The following is a 19,656-nucleotide window of genomic DNA, read 5'->3' as shown; positions in this document are numbered from 1 at the left end:
AACGCGGCATGGGAGTCTACTATGAAAATTAAATTCACTTGAACTATCAAATATTTAAAAAGTACATAAAAAAATATATAAAAATTTCTACCCATTTAGTTTTACTACTATAGTATTCATCTCCGAAAAATACATACTTAACTGGAAACGTTGTAATTTATTGTAAGAATTTATCGATTTATATTTAATAGATTGAATGAATTTGTCAAAATAAGAATTTTATCAATTGTCATTATAATAAAATTAGAATTCAAGAAAATTCTAAAAAATTAATAGGAAGGGATTGATAAGATTGAAAAAGTCTAAAAAGACACAGCCAATTGCTAAAGCGAAACGAGCTGCGGCTGTTGTGTTGAGTACGGGTCTTTTGCTAGGACTTGTCGCTAACTTAAATTACACTTCTGTTGCACATGCACAAACTAATACAAAGGCTGAAAGTATTTTAGCGAATTTAACAAAAGAGCAGCGTGAAGCATTGCAAAAGTTGGATAATCATAAATTAAAAACGGGATTACAACTATCACCTGATGTTGATTTGTCGAGTGAGAAAGATGTGACTGTGATCGTAGAATTAAATGAACTTCCAGCGAAAACAGCACAAATTGCTAAAGCAATTAAAGGAGAAAAAATTTCTCTTACACAAGCAAATGAGAATGTAGAAAAATCTCAAGTACAATTTAAAAAAGATTTGCAAACAAGACTAAAAAAGACCAAATCAGGTAAAGATGTCTATCGGGTGAAACATATTTATAAAAATTCCTTGAATGGTGTCGCATTAACATTGCCAGCAAATCAAGTAAAATCATTGTTAGATTCTAAAGTAGTAAAAGCTATTTATAGTGATTACACAGTGCAGGTCGAACCACCAGCTCAAACACAAACAGGGGAAGTAAACAACCAAACAAAGGTTGATAGTATTCCATTTTTAAATCTGGATAAACTTCATGACGAAGGGTACACAGGTAAAGGGGTAAAGGTTGGTGTTATTGATACAGGTGTCGACTATAATCACCCAGATTTAAAGCATGCGTATAAAGGTGGATATGACTTTGTAGATAATGACAATAATCCGATGGAAACTACTTATGATGACTGGGAAAAGTCTAAAAAAGCAGAGTATTCGAATGGAAGTTCCTATTATACAGATCATGGAACACATGTGTCTGGAACGATTGCAGGTCGGGCAGAAAACAATTCAGATTATAAAGTAATAGGAGTGGCTCCGGAATCTGATTTATATGTTTATCGTGTATTAGGGCCATACGGAAGCGGAACAACGGCTGCGATCCTTGCAGGGATTGATAAAGCTGTTCAAGATGGTATGGATGTAATTAATTTATCATTAGGTGCTTCTATCAATGATCCGTTATATGCAACAAGCATTGCAATTGATAATGCCGTATTAAGTGGAGTGACTGCAGTTGTTGCAGCTGGTAATTCGGGAGACGCCCTGAATACGTTAGGTTCTCCAGGTGCTGCGGCACTAGCGCTAACAGTAGGAGCGAGTTCTGTTCCTAGTGAGGTTACGAGCTTCGAGAGTCAAATCGCCTCTGGTAGTAATAATACTGGTGTGACGATGCAGTTAATGACGAAGAAATGGACAGATGACTTCAGCAGTATGACTGGTAAATCATTTGAAATTGTAAATGTAGGTTTAGGTGGTCCAAACGATTACACAGGAAAAGATGTGAATGGTAAAATCGCGTTTATTCAGCGAGGTACATATGCATTAATTGAGAAAATGGAATATGCAAGAGATCATGGGGCAGCCGGCGTAATCATCTATAATTCGAATCCAGATGAAGGTCAAATTCCAATTTTCTTAGGTGAAAGCAATGATAATATCCCAACGTTTTCGATGACAAATAAAGATGGCCTAGCTGTAAATGATCTGTTTTCAAGTGGTGTACCAAACGTTACTTTTGGTGCAAAAAGTGAAAAAGAACTAGCTGGAGATGAATTGGCAAGCTTTAGCTCAAGAGGACCATCTGGAACTTTATATGATATTAAACCAGAGGTAACGGCACCAGGCGTAGATGTATTATCAACGGTACCTTCATATATTGCAAATAAAGAGGATACATCCGACTATTCCTCTGCATATTTACGTATGTCCGGCACATCTATGGCATCTCCACATGTTGCAGGAGTTGCAGCGCTATTACTGCAAGCTCACCCAGATTATACGCCTGGAGATGTAAAGACTGTACTGATGAATACAGCCGATCCGCTAAAAAATTCATATAGTGTATTTGAAGTTGGAGCAGGCAGAATCGATCCAATGCAAGCGATTCATTCCGATGCGATGATAAGCGTTCTAGATAAGACCCCTTACATTGAAAGTGGAGAAGAAAAAATCATTTCAGAACAAACCGGAGGTCTAAGTTACGGCTTCGTTCCAGTTTCGTCAGATAAGGATTACTCGAAGACTACGAAACTATCATTTGAGAATAGTAGTGTTAAAGATAAAAAGTATGAGTTATCCGTTGAATACAATGTTAGTGCAAAAGGATCATTAGATGCGGATAAAAATGGCGTTACGGTAAAAGTGCCAAATACAATTACTGTTAAGAAAAACAGTTCAAAACAACTTTCGGCGACATTAGAAATTCCAAAGACGGCAGAAAAAGGTATTTATGAGGGCTATATTAATATTAAAGAGAAAAACAATCCGGAAGAAAGCTATCGTATTCCATTTGGAGTAAAGGCTACTGATGAAGGTTTAGCTTACTTTGATGTATACACAAAGAGCATTTCAACAAACCGAGTCATTAATTTATTCAGCCGAAAAGATACCGATTTAGATTTTAGATTAAACACGTCGATGCAAACGTTAGACTGGGTATTAGTCGATCCGAAAACGAATAAGGATCTCGGACTTATTACTTCGGTTAGCGGTTCAGGTGCAGCGGTTGACACAGATTACACGATGGACAGTGCATTTTACGGCAGATATTTCCCATTCACAGGTGATGATAAAAATCCAATAGGGTATGTTTCTGAAAAAGCACCAGATGGAATTTACGACATAAAAATGATTGGAACAAACAAAGACGGTAAACAATTTGTGAAAACATCGAAAGTAAGTATTGATAACAGTGAACCAACAATAAAGTTCGATGATACAAATGCGATGCCTAAAGGTGATACTCAAATAGTAGAATTAGCGGAAGGGCAAGATAAAGTTACGCTTTCCGGAACGTTATTGGACCCTGAGATCGGTAAAACGCAAGAAGCAGGCATGCCTCTTACTCAAGCGAATAATAAAGTGTTTTATGGCCCGGGTTCATCAAATGCATATTCCTTGAGTGTAGACGAGAATGGGAAATTTAGTACAGAAGTTAGAGTAAGTGGAATGATTAATCCAGTGCAATATGTAGGTGCTGATTTTGCAGGAAATGGGACATTACCTAAAATGGTTTATTATACGAAGAAAGGCGCATCTTATATTTATGCAAAACCAAATAAAGTTGCAATGGAATATGGTGAAAAAATTACTTATACGTTCTACGCGCATAATTTACGAAAAGCCAATAAGCTTAATTTCAGATTAGACTATGTAGCGAAATATTTTGATAGTGTTGAATTTAAAAAAGCACAAAGTTTACCAGAAGGAACAGAACTGACAACAACTATTACGGGTACAACTAGTAAAGGGACAATAGTGAATATCAATGTACCAGGAGCAGGAATTGAAGGAGATGTTGCATTATTTGATTTAGAAGTTGATACAAATGCAAATGAATTCCTTAATCCATTTGCTCAAATCCTTAATTTTTCTACTGTTCAAGTAAATAGCGAAAGTACGAATAGACTGCAGATTATTATGGGAACAGTGCCAATGTATCCTATGTACTCTACAGCAACAGCTAAGCTAAATGGTGTAGGCTTATATACTGCAGCAGGCACACCCAACTACAGTATTGATTATACGAAAGCTGGAGCAACTATGAATCTAAAAGGGACTAATGGTGTCTTCTATGATGGCGTAATTGAAAAAAATGGAAATGTAACATTTAAAGGACTTCCAGCATCAGTACAAAAATATACAGTGATTATGGATATTCCTGGACATTTTACGACATATACACCATTGGAAATTGGACGTACTGAGAGGGGAGTTAATATTGGGGAAGCGGAACCTTCTTATCCAACAGTAGGTGCTAAACCAGGTGATATCAATAAGGATAATGTCATTGATGTGATGGATGCGATCTATATACAAACATATTGGGGAACAAACAAGCGAAGTGCTGATATTAATTTTGATGGAATTGTTGATGCAAAAGACTTAGCATTTATAGAGAAAAACTATTTAATGCAAAATCCTTTTGTTACAGTAGCACCAAAGCCAGTCAAAAAGTATAAAGGAAGTACGTTAGAATCGATTAAGAGTGAACTTGGAATACAATAAAAAACGTTCTTTCATATAGAAGACACCCCATCTGTAATGATTTAAAATAAACTTCTAAGAAGAGGATTATGAATTGTATTTTATCTCCCTATAGTAGACAGTGGAAAGTTTAATGAACTGATTATTATGGAGGAGATTTTTTTATGAAGAAATATTAGACCAAAATAGCCCGAACATCTTAATGGGGGATTATATACTCGTTCAGAGTGTTTTTAGTGATATCAAGTTCAAAGTTCATGTACTAGTGGGAAACGGCAGCAAAGTGTCGTTTTTACTATATTACAAAAAAAATTAAAAGACCTACATACAGTTTGCAGGTCTTTATTGGTCTATTTGATGTTCACATTTTGATTTAAGGATGAAAGGAAAAATAAATCCCTACAAAAACGATCAAATTCATTAATAAAGTGGATGTTGGCTCTGACAAGGTGGAAATCCATTAATATCTTGAATCATATAGAAATCATATTGTTTTAGAGCAAACTGTGCTTGATACATATATTCTATAATTAGGACTTTTGAATCAGATACTCCACACAATACTCCCGATGTACCTTGACCATTTGTTAAAGAAACGCCAACAGGTTGACCTATTAAATATCTTATTTTTTGATTCCAAGGCATTATTATCACTCCTTTAAATTAACTATATTAAATCGGGAGTAAATTGGTTCCTGTGTAATATACAAGATAAGAACCATATTGTTGCCAAGTATTACAATAAATCGAAAAAAATTTAAAATTGATAAATTTTTTCAAAATTAAAATCACATCAACAGTTAATATAATGAATGTATTCAAAAGAAGAGGATGAGAGTAGATTTTTTAGGAGGTTTCTCACCCTTAAATAAGATTTCTTTTTTTCTGATGGCTGATCTTACAAAGTCAATTTAGGAGGGACTATATGAATATTAAACAATTAAGCTATCTTAGTGAATTTACAAAAAGTGGTTCCTATAAGATTGCAGCGCAAAAATTTCTTGTTAGTGAAGCGATCATTAAGAAGTCGTTATTTAGTTTAGAGAATGAATTAGGTATTAAACTAGTTGAGTGTCATGACGACTCTAAAGTAGTCCCTTCATTTGAAGCGTTAGAAATTTTTCCATTAGTAAATGATATCCTGATAAATTATCAGGAGTTTGAAGAAGTAGTTAAATTCTTATCAAACAGTTCTTTTGTGAAAAGTAATATGATGTATGAAGTGGGGATATTATAACATAACCTAAAAATGAGACATAAGTACAAGTATTACTACTTTAATTTCAACTTTGTGATGAGGTCTTCTCTACTATAGACGACCTGTATTTTTATAAATATTTTTATATAAAAATATTCACTTAAGATGTTGAAATAGATTTGAAAAATGGATAAGTTGTGCAATTGTTTCAGAAGGAAAATAAAATTGGAATATAATTTTTAAAGACCAAATCGCTAAAAGATTTGGTCTTTAAAGTTTTTTTGAAAAAACATAAGTTTGAATTTTAATATTCTATACAATCTTGAATATAACGAATAAAATTTTTAGAATTACTGGTTAGTGGTTTGCTTTTAAGGTTGACTGTCCAGAGTTCGTCGCTAATATAAGGTGAGAACTTTAAAGGAATCGACTTTATGGTACCAGACAAAGTATCTGGATGATTTTTAATTGTAATATTACGGACAAAAGTAACTCCTAAACCATTTTTCACTGCTTCTCTAATACTTTCTGTATTATTTGAAATGAAATGAATATTCATATTTTTAACTACTTGACGACTGTGTTCTACAAATGAATGATTGTTATATAGAACAAACTTTTCGTGGAGTAAATCTTCAGGTGTAATTTCATCTAAATTATATAATGGAGATTGTTTACCAACGAGTACGCAATAGTTGGTCATAGTTAAAAGTTCATATTGTATATCTTTATCTTCTTTTAGTTTCCTTTCGTTTGAAAAAAGGAACGCAATATCAGGTTGATCAAATGGAATATAATCTAGGATCTGGTCCGGAGCATATTCATAAACTTGAACATCAATATTTGGGAAATCTTTTTTGAAATTAATAATTGATTCATTAATCAAATAAACCAAACCTGGAACAGTTGCAATTTTTAATTGGGACTGATAAGTGTCGTTCTGAATTGCGATCTTATCCTCCATAATTTCAATTTCATTTAAAACTTTTTTTGCCTGTTTAATAACTTCTTTTCCAGCTTCAGTAGGTACTGTTTTCATTTTTAAACGGATAAATAACTTCAAATTTATTTTCTTTTCCAATTTCTTCAGAGATTGACTTACAGCTGAAGCAGATATATTTAAGTTTTTAGCTGCCTTTGTAATGGATTCCTCTTTCGATACTTCAACAATATATTTTAAATGTTAAATATTCATTTTGTACCTCCTTTAAGCGGTATCGAAGTATGAATTGATTATACTGTATAATTTTATTAAATAAAATTGTTAAACAATATTTCGATGTTGGAATTATTGACCAAAAACTATGTGTAAAAATTTGTTAATTGTTATTTAAGAATAATTACTAGAGAGTCTAGTGTTAAGAAATACTTAATAGATTGTAAACTAAAATTCGTTTTACATGATAAATCTAAGTAATTAAAATATAGAGTATAATATAAGGGTTATTTTTTTATTTTTCTAAAATTTTAGAATAAAAATTAAAAAGTTAAAGTTGTTATGTTTTTTATCTAGTTGAAGAATTTGTTCTAATTCAAAATGGCTATTCGTCAAGCATAGGCAAAGAAAGATAGTCGTTGCCTCGGTTCCAATAAAAAAAATAGAGATAAATTGAGATTTTTACTGTGTAGGGTTAGTCAGCATCTTTGTAATTCAACATATTTAATTCCGATAAACAATTATTTAGATGCTATAAGCCGTAAAGAAAAATGGCTTATGGCATTTTTACTTTTATCATTTAGAGATTAAAAATTCTTAATATTGGGTGGGATGCAACTTGAATGATTTTCTACTTTATGAGTTTAACAAGCTGATGAAGAAAAACAACTGGAATCTTAAAGAGTTAGCAAAAAAATCAGATATCCATTATAGCGATATGAGTAGAATATTTAATAATAAAAAAGCACTATCTTTACATTATTTGGATGCCATAACTGAGGCCTTCCAACTGTCTAAAGGATCATTTTATAAAGGTTATATAAACCTATGCTTTAATGAAAGAAATCTATTAGATAAAAGAAGAAGTGGTGCTTTTATTTATGAATGTGCTAAAAATGGTTTTAAATCCGAATTATCTTTTATTTTATCAGTAATGATTGAAGAAAAATCAAAATCAATTCGTTTTAAATATTTTCAAAATTTATTCTTTATTGCTGAACAGCTTTTTTCAGAAGGTAAAGAAAAAGAAGCATTACCTTTATACGAACTAATTATTGAGCATATGCCCAATTCAGCAACTGAAGAAGTGGCAATCAGTTATTTTCGAAAATTTTATATGACTCGTCTTACGAGCGAAGGCAGTTCAGTGTTAGTACGTATAATTGAGTATATTTCATTTATGCCACCAAAATTTCAAGAACTGACCATTTTATGGATGACAGCTACTTATTATATGTTAAAACAATGGGACGAGGTTTTACATTATGCTAAGCGATTAAAAAAAATAGCAAAAACTAAGGAACATGTGGGCCATGCACTTTTGTATCAAGCATTTGCATTAACAAGGCTAGGTAGCAAATTGGAAGATGTTTTAAATTTAATCGAGAAATATGAAAAAATAAATGATTATTTTGCAGAAATTGCCGTTGGAAATCGATTTGTCACACACATTGATTTTGGCAATCTACATGTTGTTGATTCATATTATAATTGGCTTCGTAACCGTGATGATTTTTATGTTGGAATTCCAAGGATTATAGAAAGTTATGTAAAATTAGGTAGGTTAGAAGATGCTGAAAACTTTATTGAAAAGTATGATGATCAAATCGCTGAAATGAGCAACTCTTCTGATTTATATAAACAACATCTATATATAGATTATTGTTTTGCACTAGGTTTGTTGAAATGTGAGACAAATAAAATAAACGAGGGATTAGATGAAATATTAAATGTGGCTTTAAAGGTGAAAAATTCTGAGATTCATGAGAGATTCCAAAAATGTCTATTAACAATCTGGCATTATCGAAATTTTTTTAGTAAAGAATTAGAAGAAAAATATATTCAGATTCTAAGTTGAATAAATTAATGAATCATTAATGAAGAAGTCAACTATTGCACCCATATCTTAAAAGAGCACAAATTATAATCTATAGAAAGTATTAATAGCTCATATAGAGTTAATTAATAAATAATTTGAATTTATCCTTATAGATTTCAATGGACTCCGGTATTAAACCGGAGTCTTTTCTATTGATAATGACCCTGTTGGATACGGAAAAGATACTAGAGAGTTTGCTGTACTTAGCCACATACAGGTAACGCACCGATATCATAAATAAGTTGGTCGGAATCATATTGAATTACAATTTATAAAAAAATGACAATTTTTTACAATATTCAAATTACACCAACTCCTATTATGATTGAAACTAACAATTTAATAGGAAAAATTTCTGATAATAAAGAAAATTTTTCTTGTAAAAACGACAAGTTCAATCTTTGAACGACAACTAATTATACGATTAATGATGTAAGGCAATTTGAATTAAATTGTCGACTTCTTGATATATAAAGAATTGGAAGGGAATTAGATTCAGATTAAAATTAGATAAAAACAATGTGAAAATGTCGTATTTTGTCATAATTTATCAAAAAAAAAATAGGGATTGATAGATTTTGTCAAAATGTCGAAACTGTAAACTTTCCGTATAATCGAAATAGAAAGAAAATAGAGATAGATGGGGGAGAAAAGCAGCATGAATCGTTTTGTTAAAAGTACAGCAGTTTTGGCATTAAGTACTGGAGTTTTATTCAATACAATTCCAGTAAACCATCATCAGCCTATTGTAAAGGCTGCGGCACAATCATCAATTGAAGAAGTGCTTTCAAAGCTTACGGCAGAACAACGTCAAGCTTTAAAGAAATTAGAGGTTACTAGTCAAGAAGGATTACAGTTACCAGCATCAGTAGATTTAGGAAGCTCTAAAAATCTATCAGTGATTGTTGAATTAAGAGACCAACCTGCGAAGGTAGCTGTTTTAGAAGAAGCATCTAAAGGAAACAGTTTATCACTTAATGATGCAAAACAAAAAGCAGATAAAGCGCAGGCAACATTTAAAAATGATTTACAAACAATTTATAAAGATGAATTAAAAGCAAATAAAAATCTGTATAAAATTAAACGAACGTATAAAAATACATTAAATGGTGTTGCGATTGACCTACCAGCAAACAAAGTTAAGTCATTATTAGACTCAAAGGTTGTTAAAGCAGTTTGGCCAAATAGTGTTTTAAAAGTGGAGCCACCAAAAGCAACTGAAAGTGCAGCAGGCACAACGAAGAAAATGGAAACAGAAGTATTCCCTGGCGTAAGCAAATTGCACGCAGAAGGTTATACTGGAAAAGGCATTAAAGTAGGTGTAATTGATACAGGTATCGATTATAACCACCCAGACTTAACAGATGCTTATAAAGGGTATCGTGCACAATCTGGAGTAGATCCAAAAACAATTGATCCTAATTCAGTAAAAGGTTGGGACTTTGTTAATAACGATGCAGATCCAATGGAAACAACGTATGCTGATTGGAAAAAATCAGGATATGCTGAAGTTGATCCAAATTCAGGTTCTGAATACTATACAGAACACGGAACACATGTATCAGGTATTATCGCTGGTCGCGGTGAAAATAACACCGATTATGCAGTAACAGGTGTTGCACCAGAAGCTGATTTGTATGTCTATAAAGTTCTAGGAGCATATGGATCTGGTTCTACTGAAAATGTATTAGCAGGGATTGATAAGTCTATATCTGACGGAATGGATGTGATCAACTTATCACTTGGTAGTAACACAAATGATCCAGAAGAGGTTGAAAGTCTTGCGTTAAATAATGCAGTCCTTTCTGGTGTAACTGCTGTTGTAGCAGCTGGTAATGCAGGTGACGGAATGTATTCTTTAGGTGCACCTGGCGCAGCGGCATTACCTATTACAGTTGGTGCGAACGATACGAAGACGGTAATTGACACAGCAAAAGGGACATTACATGGAACGTCTGATGTAGCGGCTGATTTAAAATTATTAGGTAAAGGCTTTGCTGACAATATAGAGAGTTTAAAAGGTAATAATTTACCAGTCGTTTTAGTCCCAAGTGTGGGTGAAGATTCTGCATATAATAATATCGATGTAAATGGTAAGGTTGCGATTGTAAACCGAGGAGATATCCCGCTTATTGATAAAATCACAATCGCGAAACAACATGGTGCAGTGGGAATCATTATGATTGATAATGTACCTGGTGAAGGGTTTATTCCAACGTATTTAGGCTCAAGTTATGGCTTCATTCCTGCATTCTCAATGTCGTATGAACAAGGAGCTGATCTTGTAGCAAAACTTGATACAGCCAATCCAACCTTCTCTTTTGATGAAGTAGGACAAGTAACGGATGGAGGAAATAAATTAGCGTCATTCAGTTCACGTGGACCAGCGCGTATCACATATGATATTAAACCTGAAGTAACGGCTCCAGGTGTTGCGGTATTCTCTACTGTTCCATCTTACATGCACGGTGCAGATCAAAGTGGTAAATATGAGTATGCATACGATAATTTATCAGGCACATCAATGGCTACTCCAAACGTAGCTGGTGTAGCAGCATTATTATTACAAGCAAATCCTAACTTAACGCCAGCTCAAATTAAAGAAACCTTAATGAATACAGCTGATCCATTAAATGGAGACTATAGTGTATTCGAAACGGGTGCTGGACAAGTAGATCCATATGAAGCAATTCATTCTAAGACTAGAATTGAAGTAGTTGATGAAACACAGGGTGCATTGGATAAAAAAGGAAACCTTAAAACAGTTAAAGATTTAACAGGTGCTCTTTCATTTGGTGTAGCAGCTCCAGCAGGAAAAAATATTAGTGATCAACGCTCACTAAACATCTATAACAATAGCAATCAAGCAAAAACATATGATGTAACTGTTTCATACCAAAAGGACCGTAGAGGTTCATTAGATGCAGACGATAACGGCGTAATGGTTGTGACAGATAAGTCAATCAAAGTTGGGGCAAATTCGAAAAAGAAATCAACTGTCGCAATTACAGTGCCAAAATTAGCAAAATTAGGTATTTACGAAGGATTTGTAACATATACAAATCATACTAATCCAGATGAAACATTCCAAGTTCCTTTCGCAATTAAAACAGTGGAAGAAGGAATGAATCCAATTTCATTTACGCCACAAGCATTTACACAAGTGTTTGATTATGCATTTGGAGGTCAGTTAGTCTATACAAATGCGACTATGAGTATTAAATCACATATGCGTTCATTTGATGTGGTTCTTGAAGACGGAAAAACAGGTAAAGAATTAGGCTTTGTCGGTTCATTTGATGGTCTAGCTATGGACGAAAATACGGTATATACAGTTAGTCGAATTTTTAATGGCTTATATTACAAATCTACGGGTGATGAGGAAAAACCATTTGCTTACGATCCTGATTTAGCGAAGCCAGGATACTATAAACTAAAAATAATTGGTACGAATGATGCGGGAAAAACATTCGCTCAAGAAGCACCAATTTATTTCGATAATGCGGATCCTAAAATAAAAGTGAACAGTCCAGAAGTGGTTGAATATAAAAATGGACAAACTAGTGTAACAATTACTGGATCGGTTTATGATAAAGAAACCGAGGAAATGAAAAACCTTGGTATGAACGTTAGTCAAGCAAGTACAAAAGTGTATTATCAAGATTATTTAGGTGGAAGAGCAGTATCAGTCCCAGTAAACGCTGATGGGTCATTTACAGCGACGATTCCAACAAATGAAACAAGACCGATGGAACTAAATTTTTATGCGATGGATGTGGCAACAAATAGAACGTATAAAGAAGGAAAAGAAATCTTTATTACACGTGATGATGTAATGTATGGCTATATGCAACCTGAAAAACGTACAGTAAAAATGGGTGAAACAGCGAATGCTACTTTAATGTTAAATAAAGCAAGTGATGTAAAACAAGTTGTTTATAAGTTCGAGCATTATACAAATAATGCATCAATGAATATTACACTAAATCCGAGCTTAGCAGATAAAGTAGATATTAAAGTTGAGGATAACGTTGTGTATGGACCTGCTTATTTAAATGAAGCGACAGTAACAATCACAGCAAAAGATGGGGTTCTTCCACTTTCAGGAGATTTAAAACTTGCGGATGTAGCGTTTAAAATGAGTAATGAGTATACTGCGGCTCCTGTCGTTTATTCTGCGAAATTAAATACGACAGTAACAGATAGTAATAACACGACAAATACGGTGATAAGTGGAAATCCAAATATTTTCTTCCAGGAGTCGACATATTCACAACTTCGTGGTGGTAATGAAGCAGAAGCATTTTTAGCTCCAGATGGTGGTCCACTTGGAGGACTAGATTATTCGAAATTAGGATATAAGGTCACAGCAACAGGTTCAGACGGTAAAGTATATGATGGCGTAATCAATTCAACTAGTTCAACTACGTTTAAAATTCCAAACTTACCACTAACTGATGACACGTTCGAGCTTAAATTAGATGTTCCTGGACATTTTACAGTACACAAAGACTTTACAATGGGATTCCATGATGAAAACGGAAATGTAACGCCACAAAACCGTTTTATTTCATTAAACCCAGCTTACGCAGGTGATGTAAATAAAGATGATGTGATCGACGTGATGGATGCAATGTACTTACAAACTTATTGGGGTACAAATAAACGTGCTGCAGATATAAACTATGATGGGGTAGTTGACGAAAAAGATATGGCATATGTAGAGGAAAACTACTTAATTCAAAATCCTACAATTAATTATGCACCAACACCTAAGAAGAAATATAAATCACAAACGTTAGAAACTGTTAAGAATGCATTAGGAATTAATTAATAAAAAACTAAATAATTCTTTAAATTTAAAAGACTCCGGTAGTAATTAAACCGGAGTCTTTTTTTATTGAAAAGAAAACTATAGGCTCTAAGTAACACAGAGTATTACTAGATCGCTTCCTATTTACTTAAAAACGACAATTAATTAACTTTGTTAGGTTAATACACCTTGGATGACCGATTCATGTAAAAATATGAAATAGTAAGAAATTAATTATATAGAATATAAACTTTATGTAAGAAAAATAGAAATAACTTTGGATTTGTCGAAAATTATCAGTGAAAAAAGAAAAATTGATTAAAAATGTCAAAATCTAAATATTGTAAACTTTCGGTATAATCAAATAAGTGACAGAAACCAAATTTGAATGGGAGAGAAAAGAATGAAACGGTTAATTAAAAGTACTGCAGTTTTGGCATTAAGTACTGGTGTTTTATTTAATGCATTTCCAGTAACGCACCATCAGCCGATTGTAAAGGCTGCAGCACAATCTTCAATTGAAGATGTGCTTTCAAAGCTTACGCCTGAACAGCGTCAAGCTTTAAAAAAATTAGAGGTTACTAGTCAGGAAGGGTTACAGTTACCTTCTTCAGTCGATTTACAGAGTTCGAAAAATCTATCCGTCATCGTTGAATTTAAAGACCGACCTGCAAAAGTAGCTGTTTTAGAAGAAGCTGCCAATGGTAAGAGTTTATCTCTTGAAGCTGCAAAACAAAAAGCAGATACAGCTCAAGAAACATTTAAAACTGACTTACAAACAATTTTTAAAGATGATCTAAAGACAAATAAGAATCTTTATAAAATTAAACGAACATACAAAAATACGTTAAATGGTGTTGCGGTCGACTTACCAGCTAATAAAGTTAAGTCACTATTAAATTCGAAGGTTGTTAAAGCTGTATGGCCAAATAATGTCATAAAAATTGAGCCACCAAAAGCCACAGAAGGTGTGCAAGATTCGACTAAGAAAATGGAAACAGAAGTATTCCCTGGTGTTAGTAAATTACATGCAGAAGGATTTACTGGAAAAGGGGTTAAAGTAGGAGTCATTGATACAGGGATCGATTATAATCATCCAGATTTAACAGATGCTTATAAGGGATATCGTGCGCAACCTGGTGTCGATCCAAAATCCATTAGTCCTAGTTCTGTAAAAGGGTGGGATTTTGTTGATAATGATGCAGATCCAATGGAAACAACTTATGACGATTGGAAAAAATCAGGTTTAGCTGAAAAGGATCCGCTAACAGGTTCAACTTTCTACACGGAGCATGGAACACATGTATCAGGAATTATCGCTGGCCGTGGGAAAAATAATACAGACTATGCTGTGACTGGTGTTGCACCGGATGCTGATTTGTATGTCTATCGTGTGTTAGGAAAATTTGGTTCTGGATCAACAGAAAATGTATTAGGTGGAATTGATAAGGCGGTATCTGATGGAATGGATGTTATCAATCTATCGCTTGGTGCTAATATGAATGATCCAGAAAATGTTGAAAGTCTTGCGGTAAATAATGCAGTCCTTTCTGGTGTGACTGCCGTTGTATCGGCGGGGAATTCCGGTGACGGAATGTATAGTCTAGGTGCTCCTGGTGCCGCAGCATTAGCCATTACAGTTGGGGCTAATGATACGAAAACCGTGATTGCAACATCAAAAGGAACATTACACGGAACTTCAGAAGTAGCAGCTGACTTAAAATTATTAGGAAAAGACTTTAATGATAATATAGATAGTTTAAAAGGTAAAAATCTACCAATTGTTTTAGTACCAAATGTAGGAGCAGATGCTGACTATGCTAAGATTGATGTAAATGGAAAGATTGCATTAGTTAATAGAGGAACAGTGGCACTTTTAGATAAAATTACAATTGCGAAAAAACATGGTGCAGCGGCAGTCATTATGATGGACAATGTACCAGGCGAAGGGTTTATCCCATCGTACTTAGGCTCAAGCTATGGATTAATTCCTGCGTTCTCAATGTCTTATGAGCAAGGAGCTGCGCTTGTAGCTAAACTTGGGACAACGCCAACCTTCTCGTTTGATGAAGTAGGGCAAGTAACGGATGAAGGAAATAAATTAGCGTCATTCAGTTCACGAGGACCAGCGCGTATCACATATGATATTAAACCTGAAGTAACGGCACCAGGTGTTGCAGTATTCTCTACTGTTCCGCCCTATATGCATGGTGCAGATCAAATTGGTAAATATGACTATGCATACGATAATTTATCTGGTACATCGATGGCATCACCGAACGTAGCTGGTGTTGCAGCCTTATTATTACAAGCAAATCCAACTTTAACACCTGCTCAAGTAAAAGAAACGCTAATGAACACAGCCGATGCATTAAACGGAGATTATAGTGTATTTGAAACAGGTGCTGGACAAGTCGATCCTTACAAAGCAATTCATTCAAAAACAAGAATTGAAGTAGTGGATGAAACAAAAGCAGCATTAGATAAAAAAGGCAATCTTAAATCGGTAAAAGATTTAACAGGTGCACTTGCATTTGGTGTATTCGCTCCTGCTGGAAAGAATATTAGTGATCAACGTTCTCTAACTATCTCTAACAATAGTAATCAAGCAAAAACATATGATGTAAAAGTAACTTATCAAGCAGATCGTCGAGGATCATTAGATGCAGACGACAATGGCGTAATGGTTGTGACAGATAAGTCGATTAAAGTTGGTGCGAATTCGAAAAAGAAATCAACTGTCGCAATTACCGTTCCAAAATCAGCAAAATTAGGCATATATGAAGGGTTTGTAACGTATACAAACCATGCTAATCCAGAGGAAACATTCCAAGTTCCTTTTGCGATTAAAACTGTAGAAGAAGGAATGAATCCAATTACGTTGTCACCACAAGCATTTACACAAGTATTTGATTATGCTTATGCAGGGCAATTGGTGTATACTAACGCAACTTTTAGTATTAAATCACACATGCGTACGTTTGATGTGATACTAGAAGATGGAAAAACAGGTAAAGAGCTAGGTTATGTCGGTACGCTTGATGGACTAGGAATGGATGAAAACAAACTATATACTGTTAAAAGTATATTTAATGGCCGATATTACAAAGCTACGGGTAATGATGACGAACCATTTGCGTATAACCCAGATTTAGCAAAACCAGGATACTATAAGGTGAAAATTATTGGCACAAATGATGCTGGTAAAACATTCTCACAAGAAGCACCATTTTATTTCGATAATTCGGATCCTAAAATAACAGTGAACAGCAATGAAATTGTTGAATATAAAAATGGTCAAACTAGCGTAACGATCACAGGTTCCGTTTATGATAAAGAAACAGAAGAAATGCAGAAGCTTGGCATGAACTATAACCAAGGAAGTACAAAAGTGTATTACCAAGATATGTTGGGAGGAAAAGCAACGGCAGTACCTGTAAATCCTGATGGGTCATTTTCAGCGACGATTCCAACGAATGCATCAAGAGCAATGGAATTAAATTTCTACGCGATTGATGTAGCAACAAATAGATCGTTTAAAGGTGGTAGAGACATTTTTGTTACACGTGATGATGTTACATATGGTTATATGCAACCCGAAAAACATTCAGCAAAAATGGGTGAAACAGCGCATGCCACTTTAATGTTAAAGAAAGCAAGTAATGTCAAACAAGTAGTTTATAAGTTTTCTCACTTTGCAGATGTTGCATCAATGAATATTACACCAGATCCAAGTGTAGCAGACAAAGTAGAGATAAATGTGACAGATAATCCAGCTATTCCAGGTGTAACGACTTATCTGACGACTGTTACGATCAAGACAAAAGATGGGATTACGCCACTCTCAGGAGATTTAAAACTTGCAGATTTAGCTTTTAAAATGAGTAATGTCTATACTGCTTATCCTGTTATGAACGCGGCGTCAATGAACAGTGTTGCAGTAACAGATAGTAATAATACAACACAAAATGTTGTAAGTGGAAATCCGGTTATTTTTTCAATGGAACCAACTTATTCATTACTTCGTGGTTCTAAATACGCAGAAGCATTCTTAAATCCAGCAGGTGAGGCACTTGGATCGATTGATTATTCGAAAATGGGAATTAAAATAAAAGCAACAAGTTCAAACGGTACAGTGTACGAAGGATTAAACAATTCTTCAAGTACATTCCAAGTACCAAATTTACCATTAACAGATGATGAGTATGAGCTTGAATTAAACATTCCTGGCCATTTTACAGTTCACAAAGACTTTACAATCGGATTCCATGAAGATGGAAAAGTGACAAATCAAAACCTGTATCTATATGATTTAAAACCAGCTTATGCGGGTGATGTAAATAAAGATGATGTCATTGACGTAATGGATGCACTTTACTTACAAACTTATTGGGGAACAAATAAACGTGATGCAGATATTAACTTTGATGGTGTAGTTGATGAAAAAGATATGGCATTTGTGGAGAAAAACTACCTAATGCAAAATCCAACAATTAACTATGCACCAACACCTAAAAAGAAATATAAATCACAAACTTTAGAAAGCGTTAAGAGCGCTTTAGGAGTAAAATAAAAAAAGAAAAAAAATGATATTTAGATTTTTAATGTGGGTGCCCCAAAAATTTGGGGCATCCCTTTTTTTAGCATAAAAAAATAAGGAGTTATCCTACATAATCCATAAATAGTTATTTTTCAAAGGTTATAATCCCTTAATAACAATGAAAAATATGATTATTTCACTATAATATAATTCATCAATTAAATAAAAAAGTTTGAATGATATTTTTTGTCAAAATTCCAATTACATCAACATTCCATATAATAAAACTATCAAAAAGGGAACTACATAATATTTGGTAAGAAAGATAGTTATCCTATTTGGTAATAAAAAATATAGGAACCAACTTGGTGATGAGGTGCAACATGAATGAGATTATGCTTTATAAAATTACAAAGTTGATGAAAGATAAGAATTGGAATCTAAAAGATCTAGCAATAAAATCAGAAATAAATTATACCGATCTAAGTAAGATATTTAACAATAAAAAGGTACTATCTTTACATTATTTGGATGCCATAACAAAGGCTTTTTATCTACCTAAAGGATTTTTTTATAAAGATTATTTAAAGCTATGCTTTAATCAAAGAAATATTTTAGATAAAAGAAGAAGTGATGCTTTTATTTATGAATGTGCTAAAAATGGTTTTAAATCGGAGTTAACTTATATTTTGTCAGTTATAATTGAAGAAAAATCAGTAGTAATTCGTACAAAATACTTTCAAGGTTTATTTCTCATTGCAGAAAAGCTTTTTTTAGAAGGAAAGGAAAAAGAAGCATTACCCTTATATGAGTGCATTATTGAGCATATGACTAATTCAATTACTGAAGAAGTTGCAATCAGTAATTTTCGGAAATTTTATTTGGCTCGTTTAACAAGTGAAGGGAATGTAGCGTTAGAACGTGTATTAGAATATATTTCGTATATGCCAGCGAAGTTTCAAGAGCTAACTTTCTTATGGATTACGGCAACATATTATACCTTAAAACAATGGGGTGAGGTTTTAGGATACGCGAAGCGATTAGAAAAAATGGCAAAAATAAAAGATCATGTAGGTCGTGCACTGATGTATCAAGCATTTGCATTAACTAGAGTAGGCGGGAGTTTAGAAGAGGTTTTAATTTTAATAGATAAATATGAAAAAATAAATGATTATTATGCAGATTTAGCTGTCGGAAATCGATATGTAGCACTCATTGATTTTGGCAATATTCATGTGGTGGATTCCTACTATAGTTGGATTCGTAACCGTGATGATGTTCATGTAGGAATTCCAAGGATCATAGAATGCTATGTGAAATTAGGGAGATTCGAAGATGCAGACATGTTTATTGAAAAGTATCGTAAACAAATCGCTGAATTGAGTGACACTTCTAACGTACATATGAAGCATCTATATTTAGAATATCGCTATGCACTTGGATTGTTAAAATGTAAAACAAATAAATTGTATGAAGGATTAGATGCATTATTAAATGTTGCTTTAGAAATGAAAAACGATAAGAGTTATGGGGATTTTCAAAAATGTCTACTAGCTATCTGGGATTATCGAAACTTTTTAAATGATGAATTAGAAGAAAAATATATTTTAACGCTAAGTTAAATAGGAATACTATATGATTTAAACAAATTTTCATATATTTCAACGGGCTCACGTA

The 19,656-nt window shown here is 33.6% G+C and carries 8 protein-coding genes; 6 read left to right on the top strand and 2 right to left on the bottom strand.

Annotation, left to right across the window (positions count from 1 at the left end):
* Positions 1-292: 292 nt before the first annotated feature.
* Positions 293-4,414, top strand: coding sequence for a S8 family serine peptidase (locus CN692_RS27080; RefSeq protein WP_142317567.1), 4,122 nt, complete (start codon positions 293-295; stop codon positions 4,412-4,414).
* Between the two features lie 399 nt (positions 4,415-4,813).
* Here the strand turns inward: CN692_RS27080 and CN692_RS22905 are convergent, their stop codons facing one another.
* Positions 4,814-5,038: a hypothetical protein gene (locus CN692_RS22905; protein WP_098121439.1), complete on the bottom strand. Its 225-nt coding sequence runs from the start codon at positions 5,036-5,038 to the stop codon at positions 4,814-4,816.
* 280 nt (positions 5,039-5,318) lie between these two features.
* On the opposite strand from CN692_RS22905, the gene CN692_RS22900 reads away from it, so the two are divergent.
* On the top strand, positions 5,319-5,630 hold the full coding sequence (locus CN692_RS22900; protein ID WP_098121438.1) for a LysR family transcriptional regulator: 312 nt from the start codon (positions 5,319-5,321) through the stop codon (positions 5,628-5,630).
* 265 nt (positions 5,631-5,895) lie between these two features.
* On the opposite strand, the gene CN692_RS26490 is transcribed toward CN692_RS22900, so the two are convergent.
* Entirely contained in the window at positions 5,896-6,762 is an 867-nt protein-coding gene (locus CN692_RS26490; RefSeq protein ID WP_257131758.1) for a LysR family transcriptional regulator, read from the bottom strand.
* A 604-nt stretch (positions 6,763-7,366) separates the two neighbouring features.
* On the opposite strand from CN692_RS26490, the gene CN692_RS22890 reads away from it, so the two are divergent.
* From CN692_RS22890 to CN692_RS22875, 4 genes are all read left to right on the top strand, one after another.
* Positions 7,367-8,605, top strand: a complete 1,239-nt coding sequence (locus CN692_RS22890; protein WP_098121436.1) for a helix-turn-helix domain-containing protein — start codon at positions 7,367-7,369, stop codon at positions 8,603-8,605.
* A 679-nt stretch (positions 8,606-9,284) separates the two neighbouring features.
* A complete protein-coding gene (locus tag CN692_RS22885) occupies positions 9,285-13,460 on the top strand; it encodes a S8 family serine peptidase (protein WP_179865623.1) in 4,176 nt (1,391 codons plus the stop codon).
* Positions 13,461-13,842: 382 nt separating this feature from the next.
* The gene (locus CN692_RS22880) at positions 13,843-18,012 is read left to right on the top strand and encodes a S8 family serine peptidase (protein ID WP_179865622.1); all 4,170 of its coding nucleotides are present in this window, start codon (positions 13,843-13,845) and stop codon (positions 18,010-18,012) included.
* A 350-nt stretch (positions 18,013-18,362) separates the two neighbouring features.
* Entirely contained in the window at positions 18,363-19,601 is a 1,239-nt protein-coding gene (locus CN692_RS22875; RefSeq protein ID WP_098121433.1) for a helix-turn-helix domain-containing protein, read from the top strand.
* Positions 19,602-19,656 lie beyond the last annotated feature (55 nt).

The sequence above is a fragment of the Bacillus sp. AFS002410 genome, assembly GCF_002556365.1.
Taxonomy (GTDB): domain Bacteria; phylum Bacillota; class Bacilli; order Bacillales; family Bacillaceae_G; genus Gottfriedia.
Note: the sequence above shows the minus strand (reverse complement) of the source record. Positions and strands in the feature narration are given on the sequence as shown.

What these genes read in the sequence shown, in the direction of transcription:
- CN692_RS22905 (WP_098121439.1), bottom strand. Translation starts at nt 5,038, where the DNA reads ATGCCTTGGAATCAAAAAATAAGATATTTAATAGGTCAACCTGTTGGC.
- CN692_RS22900 (WP_098121438.1), top strand. Translation starts at nt 5,319, where the DNA reads ATGAATATTAAACAATTAAGCTATCTTAGTGAATTTACAAAAAGTGGT.
- CN692_RS22885 (WP_179865623.1), top strand. Translation starts at nt 9,285, where the DNA reads ATGAATCGTTTTGTTAAAAGTACAGCAGTTTTGGCATTAAGTACTGGA.
- CN692_RS22880 (WP_179865622.1), top strand. Translation starts at nt 13,843, where the DNA reads ATGAAACGGTTAATTAAAAGTACTGCAGTTTTGGCATTAAGTACTGGT.
- CN692_RS22875 (WP_098121433.1), top strand. Translation starts at nt 18,363, where the DNA reads ATGAATGAGATTATGCTTTATAAAATTACAAAGTTGATGAAAGATAAG.